Here is a 16,395-nt window from a genome sequence, read left to right as displayed (position 1 = left end):
GGATATTGATGTTTTATTGATAATCACTTGGGATGACACTATGAAAAGAAGATTACTCGCTATTGCTGTGTGTGGTGCTTTATGTAGTACCGCAAATGCTGCCGATCTGCGGATCAATGGTTTCGCTTCAATTGTGGCTGGTACAGCATCCGACAATAATATGGCTGTATTTGGCTATGATGATGAAATATCTTTTAGCAATGAAAGTATGTTTGCCGTTCAAGTTTCGTCAGACTTGGGCGATGGCTTGAGTGCAACCGCTCAGATAGTTTCTCGCGGCGTTGAGGACTATGATGCTAAGTTTGAATGGGCCTATATTTCCTACGATATTAATGACTCCTTGCGGCTGAGCGCTGGTAAAATGCGTTTACCGCTGTTTCGCTATTCCGATTTTATTGAAGTGGGCTATGCATATAGGTGGATCCGCCCACCGCAATCAGTGTATAACTTTGCGTTCTCCACACCCACGGGGCTGAGCCTGTTGCACACAACCCAACTTGGTGATTGGGACTCGACAGCACAGGTCGTATATGGGTGATTTTAAGGCAATCACTGGTAAAGATCCCGGTAAGCTTAATGATATTCTGGGATTTAACTGGACGATGACACGCGATTGGCTCACGCTAAGAGCATCTTACGTTTTGGCAGAAACTTCAATTGCGCTCACGAATTCAGCTCAATTGACCAGCTTAGCTAACGCGCTGAAGCAGTTTGGTATTCAAAATGAATATAACAAGTTTTTAATCAATGAAGATGACGGCAGTTTTGTTGGCTTTGGCTTTGCTATTGATTACAACAACTTCTTGTTAGATGGTGAATATACAGAAATTAAAGTGGATGATAGCTTATTATCGGAACAGTCACAGTACTATGTTTCAGTGGGTTATCGACTCAATGATTGGACAGTGCACCTAACCTATGAAGGAAATGACGATGAGCACCCAGCAAGTCGTTTCAATCAAGTGCCAGAGACGATTACGACAGGAAGCGGTGCGCAAATTAGAGTATCTACTGATCCAAGTAACCCCAACGCGCCGCTCATTAAAAATCTAGTAAACAGTGCGCTGCGTGCTACACATACCGACACAAACACCATTACCGTTGGCGCTCGCTACGACTTTCACCCTTCTGCCGCGTTCAAAATTGATTGGAGTCGTTTAGATAACGACCTAAGCAATCAAGACAATGACGTGATTGCCGTGGCAATTGATTTGGTATTTTAGGAGGCTGACATGAAAAACTATATTTTGGGTTGTGTACTTCTGGCTGCCAGTACTTTTTCGCAGGCGGAAGTTGCGGTGATCGTTAACCCTGCTAATGGGGCGGCGCTAGATAAAGATGAAATAGCTAAAATTTACTTAGGAAAAAGTAAGTCATTTAGTGATGGCACCAAGGTGAAAGCCGTTGGACTGAATGCTGGTGGTACCGTTGATGCTTTTACTAGTAGTGTAGTTGGTAAATCGAGCAGCCAATACAAGGCTTATTGGTCTAAATTGATTTTTACGGGTAAAGGCACACCGCCAGAAGCATTGGACAGTGAGCAAGCCGTTATAGACTTTGTGTCAGCGAATGCAGATGCAATAGGCTACGTTGATAGCAGTAAAGTAACGGGCGCAGTAAAAGTTGTTGGTAAATTTTAATACACTTATGTGGAGTTACTCAGTTTTACTGTGAGTAACTCCACTTTGCTCTATCGGTTGTTCTTGAGTTGTTGCTTTATCCAAATACCTTTAGGTTTTAATTGGTTGTCTCCAAATTCTTGCGCTTGACATGCCCCTACTTTTAAAGCTGCGCCTGAGCGCCAGTCATCGGAAAAATTCCAATTGGTCCAACTAATTTTTTTCCTAGCCATCAAGTTGATGTACTTTTGCGCCATTTCATAATCATCAGGACCTTCTCCTTTGTAATCCTGTGCGCCCCACTCGGTCACGAAAACAGGCAAGAGATCAGATACTTTATCGAGTAACGCTAAATATGGCTCACGATGAGAAGCCGCGTAAAAGTGAAAAGTGTACATGATGTTCGTAAAGGGAATTGGGGAGCCAAGAATATCCTCAGCGCTTTGTCCGTCTGAAAGACCAAATGTAGACCAACCATGGGTACCGACCAACACGACGGCGTCTTCATCTATATCACGGATAATGGGAATGACTTTGACTGCGTATTCTTTGATTTTGCTCCAACTTACACCATTAGGCTCATTGGCTATATCATAAATGATGTTTTCTCGGTGCTTGTTCATTTCAACAATGTCTGAAAAAAATCGTTGAGCATGTTCTAAGTTATAGTTTGGATCGCCAGGTGAAAGTTGATGCCAGTCAACGAGCACGTACATATCTAATTGACTCGCAATGTTTATAAGGTCATTTACTTGTCGTGTGAAGCCTTGTGGATCATCTTCGTATCCATTTTCTTGAACGTACAGACTTAAGCGAATGATGTCAGACTGCCACTCTTTCGCTAATACCGTGATTGATTTATCGGTTAGGCATTTACCTAGCCCGAACCATTGTAAGCCATGGCTACTCATGCCTCGTAATTGTATCGGGTTATTGTTTTTGTCACATAATTTGGTGCCGCATACGTGAAGCTTACCATATCGACTGAATGGACCTTCTGAAGGCGGTATTTGCTCGCAGTTCCCTAATTTTTCCCATGCTGAAGCGGTTCCTGGTACTGCATTGGTCCACCATTTGGCTTGATATAAAACGCCTTGATAATGCATTTTATCACCTGTAGTAGCATGGTCGTATTGCCCAGCCCAGTTACTTTGAGTCCAGTTTGGGTATTCATTGATACCAGCACAATTATTGGCATAGCTCACAAAACTTGTGATGGAAAAACTAAAAAACAGCAATATTTTGTATATAGATATTCGATTGATCATAGAGATCTCCTTTGTTTACATGTTGTACCTCCTTTAACTTATTAGCTCAGCTAAATTTAACCAATATACTTTGGTCTATAATGAGACGATATTGAGTCTATTGATGTTTATCTCCAATATGCTAATTTGAGCCTACAACGATAAAAGAGGAAGGGAATAACATGCATCATCACATTAATTATATTGAGCTTGCGGCAAAAGATTTAGAAGCGACCCAATCATTTTTTGAACAGGTTTTTACATGGCAATTTGAGGGGTATGGACCTGATTATATTGCTTTTAATGCTTCTGGACTTGATGGTGGTTTTTATCGCGCACAGGCCACTTCAACGGTTGAAACTGGCGGTGCGCTCGTGGTGATTTACAGTAATAATTTGGAGGAATCTTTACAGCAAGTTCAGCAAGCTGGCGGCATTATTTGTAAAGATATTTTTAGCTTCCCAGGCGGACGTCGTTTTCATTTTATCGAGCCAAGCGGTAATGAATTAGCGGTTTGGACCAAGTCTTAATTGTAAGCAAAGCAGTGCTGACTAGCTTGTTGCACTGCCTACGTTTAACTTAGCAAACCATTCTAAGAACTCTTGTACGGCTTCGCCTTTGAAAATGCGCCCATGTTGCGGTGCCATCATTTGAATATCTAATTCTCTAACCCGTGCGATCCAATTTTCTTTTGCTCTGTTGGATGGCATCCATCGGCGATGGAAGTATTCCATATGTTTTACGTGACTTGCAAAATCTTCGACAAACATAGGTGGGTCGCCTTTTTCCAAGGCTGCACCAATGTCGCCGCTCATGAGGATTTTGGCCTTTGCGTCATAGACGTTAAAGTTACCAGAAGAATGCAAATAGTGAGCGGGTATGAATTTAAGTACCGCTTTGCCAATCTTCACTTCTCCGCCTTCATCTTTGATAGGCTGGTAACTAATGTTTTCCATGCCAAAATGACGGATAAACCCTTCCCAGAGCCAAGGGGCGTGTAACGTGGCGTTTGGCAATGTTTTATCCCACAAACCTAGCGATGAGATGATGTCAGGATCCTGATGGGAAGCAAATAAGGTGGTGACATGTTCGAGTTTTACATGCTTTAAAATACTCGCAAGCATTGGAGAAAACAATTCGATGCCTCCCGGATCAAGTAAGATGGCTTCTTCAAAGCTTTTGATCATATATTGGTTAGTATCAATGATGCGATCTTGTTTGTTTGGATCCCTGCCCATGACTAACCAAGAATGAGATGCGCAACTGAATATTTCGGTTGTTTTCAACGTAAAGCTCCTCTTAGTTCGTTGATTTGTCTCAAATTGTCATTTATTGCCGTTTTGATTTTCATTGCTGCTCCCGCGATAAAGTCGGAAACTGATTGTAAACTGCCACTGAATTCTCCTGCATTTGACGCTTCCACACGGCTGGTGACCGCAATATATTCCGCGCTGCGCATTTGTTTTTGTATATCCTCAAAGTACCCTTCGAGGTTGAAAATTGCAGTCTCTAGCTCCGAAATGGTGGCTACAAGAGAGCGATTGCCTTGAATACGAAGCTCATTAATCGTTTTTGAGTCACATAGTTGTGCGCTGCGGTCAATATGTGCTTGATATTCACTGTGACGCACAACAGCCAACGCCATGGCAAACAGTTCACTTGATAGTAACGAGATCTCTTTGGTTGTTTTGATAGTCAGCTCAGAGAATTCATCAATAAAGTTAGTAATGGGTTTAAAGCCAAATGCTGAGTCGCCAGCTCGCAAAGCGACGACCCTTGCATTCTTTGCTGTTAAAGATAGGTTTTTGGCTTCAAGCAAAATCGTGTCTAGGTTAGCAATAATATTTGCTACCCGAACAAAGTTTCTAACAGCCTGAGCTGCATCATTTTTACCCTTCATCAAAAACACTCAGTTATTGCATTTTTATGAGCATAGATAACTTTTTAAAATTAGCCCAATAAATACAACCAATTCTGTTTTATGTTTTGTTTACCTTGATAAATTTGGGTGCATCACTCATATTTTGAGAAGACACAGTACCTGTACTGTTAAATACCAAGGCAAGGTTATACATGACACACCTGTTTTTTTGGGGTTTGGGTTATATTGCAGTCGTCACCATGCATTTGTTGCATCTAACCACTGAGTTGACACTTGTTTCGCTCAGTGGCATGAGTGTGTGGCTGTTGGCTGGTATGGTGCAGCAAAACTTGAAAGCAAGAGTGGCGATTTGTGCTGGCGTGTCGGTCTTTATTGTTGCTGTGTTAGCCAATCTGTCTTTGTTCAACTCAGTCTCTTTAACGATTCTTTTAATGAGCATGGTGCAAATACTTGTGCTGAGTGAAAGCATTGTGCGCGTTTTCAATTTTGATTTAACGACTAAAGACCTTTCTTACACGCTTCACCGAGTGTTTGGTTACATTTTTGTGCCATCGTTACTGTTGTGTGGGCTCGGCTGCTTTGTTGTGGTGCAGAGCACATCTTATTCTTTGTCTAGCGTTTTTACTCAGTACATGGTTGGTAATATCCTAGGGGTGATCCTGGGCACACCATTCATTTTGGCCTGTTTAGCGCGCGCAGAAGTATATCTAGAGTCTCTGTATAAACCTGTTGAGATGGCCTATTGTGGTTTAGCTGTGTTGTTTCTCGCATTGGCCATACAAGATTCATGGTTGGTATTTGTCAGTACTTTGATAACTGTATTTTTTCTTGCCGCGTTATTTAAAGGCTTTCAATTATTGAGTGTTTTGGGGCTTATCATTGGTGGCCTAGCTGCAATTATGGTCAGTGCGGCAAGTTCGATTCATGTATCTAATTTGCCTGTGTACCCAGAGGTGTCATTATTTATTGTCACTGTAGTGAGTTTTCTTACAGCAATGTTTATTTGGCGATATAAAAAAATCGCGCAGGGATCACATAGCAAGTTGTCCTCGTTACATGAAAGTTATCGGCATACGTTTGAGTTGAGCCCATCTATGTTGGTTACACTGGATAGCCAAGCAAAAATAATTGAGCTCAGTGATGGGTTTGCTGAAGCGCTGAACGCAAGTAGACAAGAATTAATAGGCGGCCTTTTCACTAATTTTGTGGTGGAGGAAGCGAAAAAGCGTGAACTGCTTGAACAACTCGCAGCAGCAAATAAATTTATGTTGAGTGATGTCAGTTTACACGCGAAAACAGACTTAATAGTGAATATTAAAGCGCAAGTACTTGATGCCAGTGAAGGTGCTCGAGCGTTATGCTACATGCAAGATATTTCGGAGTTAACAAAGCTGGCTCGGGACCTAGAGCAAGAAAAAGAACTGTTAGAAGTGACGCTTAGCTCAATTGGTGATGGGGTGATATGCACGGATGTGAACAGCAGAGTGACCTACATGAATCCCGTGGCGGAAGCAATTTTAGCTAAGTTAACATCTGAAGTGAAAGGCCAATCCTTTGATGACGTTATGCCGTTATATAATGAAGATACTAAAGAGCCAATTAAAGGGTTAACCGACTACTGCATCAAAAATAATATGCTGATGGGTTTGCCTGAACTGACCTGTGTTAAAAACCATTTAAAGCTGGAGTTTGCAATTCAAGACTCAATTTCACCGATTTATCTCAAAAACGGCGAAATAGCTGGGGCTGTGATGGTTTTTCAGGATGTGACTGAGTCGCGCATGATGTCTCGAAGAATGAGTCACTTAGCCCACCATGATGTGTTGACAGGACTGCCCAATCGTTTGCTATTACAAGACCGTTTGGCGCAATCTTGTAAGCGAGCGCTCAGAGAAGGGTACAAATTTGCTCTGGTCTTTATCGATTTGGACAAGTTCAAAAAAATAAATGATTCGCTCGGCCATGACGTGGGTGATCAACTGCTTAAGCAAGTGGCGGTTAGGTTATCGAACAGTATTAGAGCGTGTGACACCGTATCACGCATGGGCGGTGACGAGTTCGTCGTGATACTGGATATGATCCGCAATAAGAAGCATGTTGGCAAGGTCGTCAATAAGTTGATAGACGCTGTATCAGGATGTTATGAGTTAACAACCGTCGAGATTGATCTTTCTGTTAGTGCAGGGATTGCTATCTATCCTGAGGATGGTTCAACGGCAGAAGAGCTAATGAAACACGCAGATACTGCCATGTATCGGGCAAAAAAAGTCGTAAAAAGCGACTATCAATTTTATAGCATGAAGCTAGATCAAGAAGCAGAGCAGAAAATCGAGCGAGAAAATGAGGTCGCTAATGCGATAAAAAACAGTGAGTTCATCCCTTACTATCAGCCGGTAGTTAATGCTCACAGCTTTTTACTTGAAAAGTTAGAAATGCTCGCGCGTTGGCAAAAAGAAAGCGAGCTAAAAGGGCCTGAGAGTTTTATTTCGATTGCAGAAGATGCAAACCTGATCGACAAAGTATGTGATCAGTTGTTTGCTAAAGCATTTCACGATTTCTCTCAATGGATACAGAAAAAACCAGATTTAACATTGAGTATTAACGTTTCCGTGATGCAATTGAGCGAGCCTCTGTTTATTGAACATCTATTGGCAGCGTTGCAAGCGCATAAGATCCCACCCCACAACATCGAAATAGAGATCACCGAGTCATCGCTGGTCTCAAATTTAGAATTGATGAAAGAAACGCTGCAAGCCATTCAAAAAACAGGGATCCGTATTGCCATTGATGATTTTGGTACCGGTTACTCGAGTTTAAGTTATCTCAAACACTTAAGCTTTGACACGATTAAAGTCGATCAAAAATTTGTCTCAGATCTTCACGCTGAAGACAGCTCAGGTGCATTGGCGGTGGTCATTGTGCAAATGGCCAAAAGTTTAAGGGTGAACTGTGTGGCTGAAGGGGTTGAGACCGCACAGCAAGCTCATATCCTCTCTTCTTCTGGTTGCGCACAACTTCAAGGCTACTACTTCTCAAGGCCCAAAAGTGCAGAGGATATTGACTCTATCATTGAAGCAGGGATCAGTATTGATAAGTCTCATACCATGTAGCGGGTATATCTTTTATTAAAAAAGATGCAAAAATTATAAAGTCTTAAGGTTTACTTAATTTTGACTTTCTAAATTGAACATATCAACTTTAGAGGGTCGAAATATGAACGCAGTCACTATTCATAATTACAATGCACCACTGTCGTCTTTATGCTGGGCTGGCCCGGAACAAGCGGATAGAGCCTTGTTAGAACAGACCGTTAAGGTTGGATTTGCGAATGCATTTTCTGCTGACCTTCACGAGTTTTATCCTTTACTAAGCCGTTTAAACACACCACAAGGTTCTTGCGTTCTTGGTCTAAGAAAGGCGCAGGCATCTTCGCTTTTTGTTGAGCAATATTTGCAAAAATCGATTGAATCATTTTTGCCAGATTGCCATTCACGAGGTGAGATTGCGGAATTAGGAAACCTTTACTCAACCCACAGAAGTGCCACTTTGGGTCACTTCATCATCGTGACCTACGCGCTTTTGGCTCATGATATTCGTTTCTTAACTTTTACTGGTACGGCGCAAGTCAGGCGTCTAATGGCTTTATGCCAAGTGCCTATTTGTGAATTGAGTGCAGCAGAGCCTGATTGTGTAGCGAGCGCAAAAGATTACGGAAGTTACTATGAGGCTGACCCAAAAGTATGCGTTGTGGACTTACGTATCGCCAAGCAAGTTATTACAGACACCAAGCTGTTCGATAAGTTAGCCAGCTTCTACCAACAAGAAATAAAAGAATTAATAGAAGGTCTGAATTTATGAATTGTCTATTAAAACAACTTCGCCAACTAGATTCAGCCATTGTACTGAAAGATGCAGAGCAAAACATCAGTGCCTCTGAGTTAGTTATGCAAGCAAAACAACTTGCTCATTATTTATCTGAGCAAGCAGTGGATTGCGTTGCATTTCAATTGCCTAACGGCTTAGCGTGGGTAGCCCTAGACTTAGCTCTAATGCAAACCCAAAGCGCTGCGCTGCCATTGCCGACGTTTTTCAGTGAACAGCAAATTGACCATGCGCTAACTAGCGCCGGAGCAGAACTTTTCATTTGTGATAGTCAACTCAAAGACCGTGTTGCTTTGGATACAATCACGGTATTTGGTACACAGCTTTGGGTTTATTTTAAACAAATGACTGACAAAGTCAGTTTGTTTCCAGGCACTCAAAAAATCACTTTCACTTCTGGTTCAACGGGGCAGCCAAAAGGTGTGTGCTTGTCGCTTGACAGTCAGTTGGCTGTAAGTAACAGCTTATGTGAGCGGATCGCGATTTCGGCACCTAAACATCTGTGTGTTTTGCCTTTGGGCGTTTTATTAGAAAACATTGCAGGTATTTACGCCCCCATCCTCAGTGGCGGTCAAGTGACGGTGTTACCAACGAGTACACTTGGGTTTCAAGGCAGCCAATTGCATGATGGGCGAGCTTTGCTTGCGGCCATTAGCGAACATCAGCCAAACACACTGATTTTAGTGCCTGAGTTGCTGAAGTTTTTAGTAGTAGCTTGTCAGCAAGGCTGGCAAGCCCCGAAAAGCCTGCAATTTATTGCTGTTGGTGGTGGTCATGTTGCACCACAGGTATTAGAGCAAGCAAGGCTGAACGGTTTACCTGTTTTTCAAGGGTATGGATTATCTGAAGCTAGCTCGGTGGTTTGCTTGAATACTCATCTTTTTCAAGATGGTAGCGTCGGCGCACCTTTGTCTCACTTGCAGGTTAAAGAAGCGGACGGTGAACTGTTTATCAAAGGCCCGCTGTTTTTAGGGTACTTAGGGGGGCCTGCACATGACCAAGATAGCTGGCTTGCAACCGGCGACCTAGTTGACATAAACACAAGCATTGAGCCGCAAGATATTACGATTGTGGGCAGAAAAAAGAACCAGATCATCAGCAGTTTTGGCCGCAATATTAGCCCCGAATGGCCAGAGTCACTATTACAAAGCGCACCATGGCCAATGCAAGTTGTGGTGTTTGGGGAAGCAAAACCTTATTTGAGTGCTTTGATATGGGCCGATGAAGAAATATCAGAAGCACAATTAGCAGAACATTTTCATAAAGTGAATTCATCTTTACCTGATTATGCACAAGTGCAGCGTTGGTATCGTTTATCACAACCTCTCAGCGTTGAAGCAGGTTTGTTAAGTGCAAACCTAAGACCAAAAAGAGAGGCCATCGCGAGCCACTACACAGTGCAAATATCCAGTCTTTATTGCCAAGAGCAGGAGCAGAATATGACCGTTTTTTTTGACCGATTACAATCAGAAACTCAGCAAGAACGTGAGTACTTACTTTCATCACCGATAATTAATGAAGTATTCGAGGGGCAGATCACACTAGGTCAATATGCGTCGTTTTTACAGCAAGCCTTTCACCATGTGAAGCACACGGTGCCTTTGTTAATGGCATGCGGTAGCAAATTAGATGACTCAAAAGAATGGTTGCGAGAAGCGATAGGTCATTACATCGAAGAAGAAATGGGCCACCAAGAGTGGATCTTAAACGATATTGCGGCGTGTGGTTTTGATAAAGAGGCCGCGCGCCATTCTAAACCAAGCTTTGCCACAGAAATGATGGTCAGCTATGCCTACGATAGTATTAATCGAGTTAACCCGTTGTGCTTTTTCGGCATGGTCAATGTGCTAGAAGGAACATCAATTGCTCTTGCTGACAAAGCGGCTCAATGCATAGGTGAAAAACTAAACTTACCCAAAAAGGCGTTTAGCTATCTCACTTCACACGGGGCGCTAGATATTGAGCACATTGATTTTTTCAAAGGCTTGATGAACAAGATCACTGATCAACAAGAGCAAGATTTAATTATACACAGTGCTAAACGTTTTTATCGTTTATACGGCGATGTGTTTAGAAGCGTTGAAGCAAATCCTAGTTACATCAACACTCAGGAGGCAAGCTAATGGAAAAACAACCACTTGCGGTTATAACCGGTGCTTCTGGTGGGATAGGTGCAGCCATTGCTAAACAATTGCACGATGCCGGGTGGCGATGTTTACTCCTTGGACGCAATGAAGAGAAGCTTCGTCAACTTTGCGATGATTTAGGGCTGCAGCATGCGTATCACTTGGCTGACTTAAGCGATACGCTAAGTTTTGCAGAAGTGGCCTCCCGAGCCCAATCTTTGGGCGGCGCATCGTTATTGGTTAATTGTGCTGGGCAAAATGAAATGTGCTCTTTTGAGCAAACCAGCACCGAACAAATGGCACGGCAAATCGAGGTTAACCTCATTGCACCAATGCAATTGACCCATCATTTACTAACACAATTAACAAAGTCTAATGGCACGGTCGTCAATGTCGGCTCTGCTTTTGGTTACATTGGCTATCCATATCAAAGCGTTTACTGCGCAAGTAAATTTGGATTAAGAGGATTTAGCGAAGCGCTGTCACGAGAGCTGGATGGGCAAGTATCTGTGAAGTATCTGGCACCAAGGGCAACAGATACCAGCATAAATAACGAACAGGTTCGCGCGCTCAACGAAGCGCTCGGGCACAAAATGGATAGTCCTGAACAGGTTGCGGTTGCATTCATGTCTTTATTGACGAGCAAAAAGCGCCGAGCTGTTGTTGGCTTCCCTGAAAAACTTTTTGCACGGTTGAATGGTTTGATACCCGAGTTGGTTGATAACGCCATTATTAAAGAGTTAAAAGCAATCCAAACGTATATCCGTTGTCAGTTTAAAACTAAGGAGTCATCCTCATGAAGACGATTAAAAATTTGCTGTTAGCAGCAATCATGACGAGTGTGAGCGCAGTAGCACACGCTGATTTTTCACAAGACTTAGCCAGTATTCAAAAGAGTTGGGCAAACGTTAATTATGAGCTGCAAGATAAGGCGCAGGAAAAGGCATTTGAAGCACTTGTGAAAGACAGTGCCGCATTAGTGAGCAATTATCCGGATAAGGCAGAAAGCCATATTTGGCACGGTATTGTACAGTCAAGCTATGCCGGTGCAAAGGGGGGACTTGGCGCGTTGGGGTTAGCTAAAGCGGCGAAAGCAGAGCTGGAAACAGCGATTGAGATCAATGAACAGGCGCTCAGCGGCTCAGCATTGACCAGTCTTGGCACGCTCTACAGTAAAGTACCTGGCTGGCCGATCGGCTTTGGCAGTGACAAAAAAGCGCAGCAACTATTTAGTAAAGCGCTTAAAATTAATCCATCTGGATTAGATATTAATTACTTTTATGCTGAATTTCTCTATGATGAAAGAGAATATGAAAAAGCGTTAAATCATTTACAGTTAGCGAAAAATGCGCCAGCTCGTGACGGTAGAGAAAAAGCCGATCAGTATCGTCAGCAGGAAGTGGACACGTTATTAGCTAAAGTAGAGAAAAAACTGAAAAAAAGACGATGAGATTATTATTAGTAGAAGATGATGCCCTGCTAGCGCAGGGCCTAGTACACTCTCTGCAAAAAGAAGGCTATAGCGTTGAACATGCGCCGAGCGTAAAAACTGCCAAAGCGATGCTCAGTAATGATGAGATTGAGCTATTGGTGCTTGATTTAGGTCTGCCGGATGGTGATGGACTCGAAGTGCTTAAGGCTGCAAAAAAGTGCGCCCAGAATATGGCGGTTTTAATTCTGACGGCCCGTGATAGCATTGAAGACAAAATTACAGGCCTTGACCTGGGGGCAGATGATTACTTGGCTAAGCCCTTTGAAGCAAAAGAGTTGTTTGCGCGTTTACGTGTGATTAGTCGGCGTTTAGGAAGCCAAACATCCAGTACTTTATCCTGTAAAAATGTGCAACTTGATTTAGCTGCGCATTTGGCAAGTGTTGATGGCAGCGTACTGAGCTTACCGAGGAAAGAGTTTATGTTGCTGAAAGCGCTGATGGAAAATGCCGATCGGGTGCTGTCGAAAACACAACTGGAAAATAAGCTTTATCAATGGGGTGAAGAGCTTGGTTCAAACGCCATTGAAGTACACATTCATAACCTTCGTAAAAAGCTACCGAAAGATTTTATCAAAACGTTGCGTGGCATAGGATATGTGGTTGCAAAGTAGTATGCGCAATGAGCGGCCAAGTGCACGTTTGTCGATCAACCGTAGATTGACGATGATTTTGCTGTCGGGCGTTATCCTGACGGCATTTATGGCTTTGCTAAATGGTTACCAGCGCAGCATGCAAGAGGCTGAATTGCAGCTTGATCAACAACTAAGCAGCATTGCGCAAGTTCTGATGGCTGCCCCTGCGCACAACTGGGTTGAGCAATCGGAGTTGTATGGTCTACTTTGGCAAAATCAGCAACGTGTTTATTCTGCGAAGTTACTTGAATCGCTTCCCTACAGTGCAATGCAAAAAGAGGGGTATGCAACGCAAAATATCGCAGGGATACGTTTGAGAACATTCATCGTGCATCAAGACAATAAGCGTTTACTGTTGGCTGAGCCTATCCAAAAACGCTTTTTGCTCTCTGAGAGTTTAATTTTATCCGCAATGACACCTCTGGTGATTGCTATGCCTTTGTTGGCTTTGTTTATTGCTTGGTATATTCGTCGCGCATTGATGCCTTTGACGGCTTTATCTAACGAGCTTAAAGAGCGCAAAGCGAACGACTTCAGTGTACTGAAAGTAGAAAGTGAAGACGCCGAGGTTGCGCCAGTGATTGAGCGACTTAACAGTCTATTTGGCAAGGTTGAGAAAGCTTATCTGCGGGAGCGTTACTTTGCCTCAGACGCCGCCCATGAATTAAAGACCCCGATCAGCAGCTTAAAAATCAATCTCCATAACTTAAGCGAGGAATGTCAACACCCAAGTGTACACGCTATGCAACAGGGCATTGAACAACTTGGGCATATTGTAGAGCAGATGCTCACGCTTGCTAGAACAGAGCCTGATCGCTGGCGAGCAAATTTCACGGCAATAGATGTGTTGCTGTTAACGCAAGATGTAGTTGCTCAACTTTATGAACAGATCGACAAAAAGCATTTGCAAATCAGCCTTGATGGAGAATCATGTTTGCTACAAGGCTGTGATTTTACGCTAAAAACCCTGTTCATTAATCTGCTCAGTAACGCAGTAAAGTACACACCAAAAGAAGGACAGATCCAGATCAACATTGAGCACGATGTGCATGGTATTACTTGGCGTATTGAAGACTCAGGCCCAGGCATGGACGATCAGCAACTCGCTCGTATTTTTGACAGATTTTATCGTGTGGGTGGAGACAGACACCCTTCTGGCGAAAAAGGCGCAGGGCTTGGCATGGCCATTGTGCAGCAAATCGTTGAAATCTATGATGCAAACATACGGCTGGAAAGGGCCAGTTTAGGTGGATTGCGCGTGCAAGTGAAGTTTCCGATGGAGAAAGTATGCGACTAAAAAGAAGTAGAATGTACTGCTGCGCATTAGCTTCTCTAGTCAGTTCATGGGCAACAGCCGATGACACTGTCAATTTGGTATTAAAAAACCATTTGTTTATTCCAGCAGAAGTTGAAATTCCAGCAGGGAAAAAAGTTAGGCTTATTGTTGAAAACCAAGATGATACCGCCGAAGAGTTCGATAGTTTTGACTTAAATCGCGAAAAGGTACTTTTTCCTCATCGCAAAAGTGTGATTTATATCGGCCCACTTCCTGTAGGAGAATATCGTTTTTTTGGTGAATTTTCCCCCAATACCGCGCAGGGCGTTGTGATTGTAAAGGAGGCTGCCAATGCTCCTTAATACGGTGATCATTAGTTTAAACCAGTTTCTGCCTCTGGCTTTGCTATGGGTGCTTTTATTGCACAGTGATATTGACCGCCCCGTTTCGTTGCTGTCTACATGGCAAACGTTAGCGCTTTGCTGCATATCTTGTGCAATTTATCTAGCTGGTGCGGGTACCCTAAGTCAATGGTTTGATTACCGAGGCTTGGAGCTTAGTAAAATTTTAATGTTAATTGGCATATATGGCAGCGTGATGGGGTCAATTTTGTCTTCCAGTGAACGCTATAAACAAGCTGCGATAGTGCTGGCAAGTATGTTGTATTTAAGCCATTTCATTATGTATCTCAACAGTTATTGGCATTTAGATACCTTACAGGGGTTGCTAATTGGTAGCATACTTGGGTTGGGGATCTGCCTGAGTTTTAGCACATTATTTTATTTCAGCTTGGCATGGTTACGAGCACAGCATGCGCTAGCGATGGTACTCACGTTATTGACCTGCCATACCGCAAGTAAAATTGCGAATGCCGTTGATCTTGCAGCGCAAATTGATTTGTTACCAAGTAGCGAAACGGTGTTTGACTTACGTTTTCTGTTAGATGAGTACGGCATTATTGGACGAATTTTTAAAGCGTTACTGGGCTATGAAGCAACCCCGAGTTACGCAAACTTATGGGCATTTTGCTGCGCTGTTTTTTTACTGGGAGTGACCATTGTGTGGCGCTTAAAACAAACATCGACGAAACACAAAGGAGTGATAGCATCATGATAGCTGTTAAACGCCCCTTGTTATTGGCCATTGCAATGGTGTTAGGCGCCGCTGTATTACCGAGTTATGCAGATGGTATGGTCGTTGATAAGGTTTATCATCCTTATGTTTTGCCCTTTGAACGTGAAGTTGAGTGGCGATTACTGTCTCGGCAAACCGACGAGGGTAATGTGTTAGCGCAGCGAGCCGGCTTAGGTTGGGCGGTTGCTGAAACAGTCACCGTGGAGGGTTATATGATTGGTGAGCGTGACCCGCTCGATAACTTTGATTTAGCTGCATATGAATTTGAAGCGCGTTGGCAGATGGTAGAACAAGGTCGCTATTGGGCTGACTGGGGCATGTTATTTGAACTTGAAAAGCAACACAAAGAGTCTGCTTATGAAGCTGCAATTGGCTTGTTGTTTGAAAAAGAGTTTGGCAAAACTAGCCTGACTTTAAATGCATTCGTCATTAGAGAGTGGGGAAGTGCAATTGAAAATGAATGGGAAAGCGAGTTTCGAGCGCAATTGCGTTACCGATATGCCTCAGCATTTCAACCCGCTATTGAATTATATAGTGGTGAGGATTTTATAGGCATTGGGCCAGCTGTAATTGGTTTGTATCGTTTTGAGGGGCAACGACAGTTGAAGTGGGAAGCGGGTTTTGTCAGTGAGGTTTCTCAATCAGGCAAAGATCATAGTTTTAGGCTCGCTTTGGAATTTGAATTTTAGGTTATTAGCACTCATCACTTTGCGAAGACGACTTGTAGCATAACAACCTCATTGTAATAAAATGAATAAAAAGCCACCGCACGATACCCGGTGGTTTTTTATTGCCTAGCAAATTTTGCGTCCTCAATTGCAAACTGTGGGTTTTGCATTAGCCTTTAAGTGGGCAGTGCATATCTCAAGGAGAAGGCATTAAGCTCACAATGATAATAAATGAACAGGAGCAGGTTATGAGTAAGATTATTTTGGTGATTTTGGCTATTTTGTTTCCGCCAATTGCAGTCGCGTTAAACAATGGGATGGGTAAAGACTTGGTGATAAATATACTTTTGAGTATTTTGTTCCTCGTGCCTGGAATTATTCACGCAGTTTGGCTTGTTCTTCGTTAAATTAGCCATTCCAAGACCTAATTTGACTGG

At 43.0% G+C, this 16,395-nt stretch carries 16 protein-coding genes and 2 pseudogenes; 15 read left to right on the top strand and 3 right to left on the bottom strand.

Going from position 1 to position 16,395, the window contains the following annotated elements:
• The first annotated feature begins 40 nt into the window (after window positions 1-40).
• Window positions 41-1,223: pseudogene (locus AC5FX4_RS22165) on the top strand (porin).
• Window positions 1,224-1,232: 9 nt separating this feature from the next.
• On the top strand, window positions 1,233-1,640 hold the full coding sequence (locus tag AC5FX4_RS22160; protein WP_493608584.1) for a phosphate ABC transporter substrate-binding protein: 408 nt from the start codon (window positions 1,233-1,235) through the stop codon (window positions 1,638-1,640).
• 50 nt (window positions 1,641-1,690) lie between these two features.
• Here AC5FX4_RS22160 and AC5FX4_RS22155 read toward each other — a convergent pair whose 3' ends face one another.
• Window positions 1,691-2,887: a cellulase family glycosylhydrolase gene (locus AC5FX4_RS22155; RefSeq protein WP_493608583.1), complete on the bottom strand. Its 1,197-nt coding sequence runs from the start codon at window positions 2,885-2,887 to the stop codon at window positions 1,691-1,693.
• A gap of 161 nt (window positions 2,888-3,048) precedes the next feature.
• On the opposite strand from AC5FX4_RS22155, the gene AC5FX4_RS22150 reads away from it, so the two are divergent.
• Window positions 3,049-3,396, top strand: coding sequence for a VOC family protein (locus AC5FX4_RS22150; RefSeq protein ID WP_493608582.1), 348 nt, complete (start codon window positions 3,049-3,051; stop codon window positions 3,394-3,396).
• Window positions 3,397-3,417: 21 nt separating this feature from the next.
• Here AC5FX4_RS22150 and AC5FX4_RS22145 read toward each other — a convergent pair whose 3' ends face one another.
• Window positions 3,418-4,152, bottom strand: coding sequence for an oxygen-binding di-iron domain-containing protein (locus AC5FX4_RS22145; protein ID WP_493608581.1), 735 nt, complete (start codon window positions 4,150-4,152; stop codon window positions 3,418-3,420).
• Window positions 4,149-4,766, bottom strand: a complete 618-nt coding sequence (locus AC5FX4_RS22140) for a chemotaxis protein (protein ID WP_493608580.1) — start codon at window positions 4,764-4,766, stop codon at window positions 4,149-4,151. The genes AC5FX4_RS22145 and AC5FX4_RS22140 overlap by 4 nt, the downstream gene beginning before the upstream one ends.
• Window positions 4,767-4,939: 173 nt before the next feature.
• Between AC5FX4_RS22140 and AC5FX4_RS22135 the strand changes: the two genes are divergently transcribed.
• The 12 genes and pseudogenes from AC5FX4_RS22135 to AC5FX4_RS22080 all read left to right on the top strand — a co-directional run bounded on the left by AC5FX4_RS22135 (window position 4,940) and on the right by AC5FX4_RS22080 (window position 16,365).
• Window positions 4,940-7,858 carry a sensor domain-containing protein gene (locus AC5FX4_RS22135; RefSeq protein ID WP_493608579.1) on the top strand — a complete coding sequence of 973 codons (2,919 nt, stop codon included), beginning with the start codon at window positions 4,940-4,942 and terminating at the stop codon, window positions 7,856-7,858.
• 103 nt (window positions 7,859-7,961) lie between these two features.
• The gene (locus AC5FX4_RS22130; protein WP_493608578.1) at window positions 7,962-8,606 is read left to right on the top strand and encodes a thermostable hemolysin; all 645 of its coding nucleotides are present in this window, start codon (window positions 7,962-7,964) and stop codon (window positions 8,604-8,606) included.
• Window positions 8,603-10,042 (top strand): annotated as a pseudogene (locus AC5FX4_RS22125) (AMP-binding protein); the annotation flags it as partial. The gene AC5FX4_RS22130 and the pseudogene AC5FX4_RS22125, both read left to right, overlap by 4 nt.
• 27 nt (window positions 10,043-10,069) lie before the next feature.
• Window positions 10,070-10,753 (top strand): iron-containing redox enzyme family protein, encoded by a 684-nt coding sequence (locus tag AC5FX4_RS22120; RefSeq protein WP_493608775.1) that lies wholly within the window; start codon window positions 10,070-10,072, stop codon window positions 10,751-10,753.
• Window positions 10,753-11,556, top strand: coding sequence for an SDR family oxidoreductase (locus AC5FX4_RS22115; protein WP_493608577.1), 804 nt, complete (start codon window positions 10,753-10,755; stop codon window positions 11,554-11,556). The genes AC5FX4_RS22120 and AC5FX4_RS22115 overlap by 1 nt, the downstream gene beginning before the upstream one ends.
• A complete protein-coding gene (locus AC5FX4_RS22110) occupies window positions 11,553-12,206 on the top strand; it encodes a tetratricopeptide repeat protein (RefSeq protein ID WP_493608576.1) in 654 nt (217 codons plus the stop codon). Before AC5FX4_RS22115 ends, AC5FX4_RS22110 begins: the two co-directional genes overlap by 4 nt.
• On the top strand, window positions 12,203-12,859 hold the full coding sequence (locus AC5FX4_RS22105) for a response regulator (protein WP_493608575.1): 657 nt from the start codon (window positions 12,203-12,205) through the stop codon (window positions 12,857-12,859). Before AC5FX4_RS22110 ends, AC5FX4_RS22105 begins: the two co-directional genes overlap by 4 nt.
• Window positions 12,843-14,177 (top strand): sensor histidine kinase, encoded by a 1,335-nt coding sequence (locus AC5FX4_RS22100; protein ID WP_493608574.1) that lies wholly within the window; start codon window positions 12,843-12,845, stop codon window positions 14,175-14,177. The genes AC5FX4_RS22105 and AC5FX4_RS22100 overlap by 17 nt, the downstream gene beginning before the upstream one ends.
• Window positions 14,168-14,518: a cupredoxin domain-containing protein gene (locus AC5FX4_RS22095; protein WP_493608573.1), complete on the top strand. Its 351-nt coding sequence runs from the start codon at window positions 14,168-14,170 to the stop codon at window positions 14,516-14,518. The genes AC5FX4_RS22100 and AC5FX4_RS22095 overlap by 10 nt, the downstream gene beginning before the upstream one ends.
• On the top strand, window positions 14,508-15,269 hold the full coding sequence (locus tag AC5FX4_RS22090) for an iron transporter (protein WP_493608572.1): 762 nt from the start codon (window positions 14,508-14,510) through the stop codon (window positions 15,267-15,269). Before AC5FX4_RS22095 ends, AC5FX4_RS22090 begins: the two co-directional genes overlap by 11 nt.
• 35 nt (window positions 15,270-15,304) lie before the next feature.
• Window positions 15,305-15,979 (top strand): hypothetical protein, encoded by a 675-nt coding sequence (locus AC5FX4_RS22085; protein WP_493608774.1) that lies wholly within the window; start codon window positions 15,305-15,307, stop codon window positions 15,977-15,979.
• Window positions 15,980-16,206: 227 nt separating this feature from the next.
• A complete protein-coding gene (locus tag AC5FX4_RS22080) occupies window positions 16,207-16,365 on the top strand; it encodes a YqaE/Pmp3 family membrane protein (RefSeq protein WP_493608571.1) in 159 nt (52 codons plus the stop codon).
• Window positions 16,366-16,395 lie beyond the last annotated feature (30 nt).

The organism is Pseudoalteromonas sp. ATL1, from assembly GCF_058933015.1.
The sequence above is the reverse complement of the archived record's forward strand: the minus strand, read 5'-3'. Positions and strand labels throughout refer to the sequence as shown.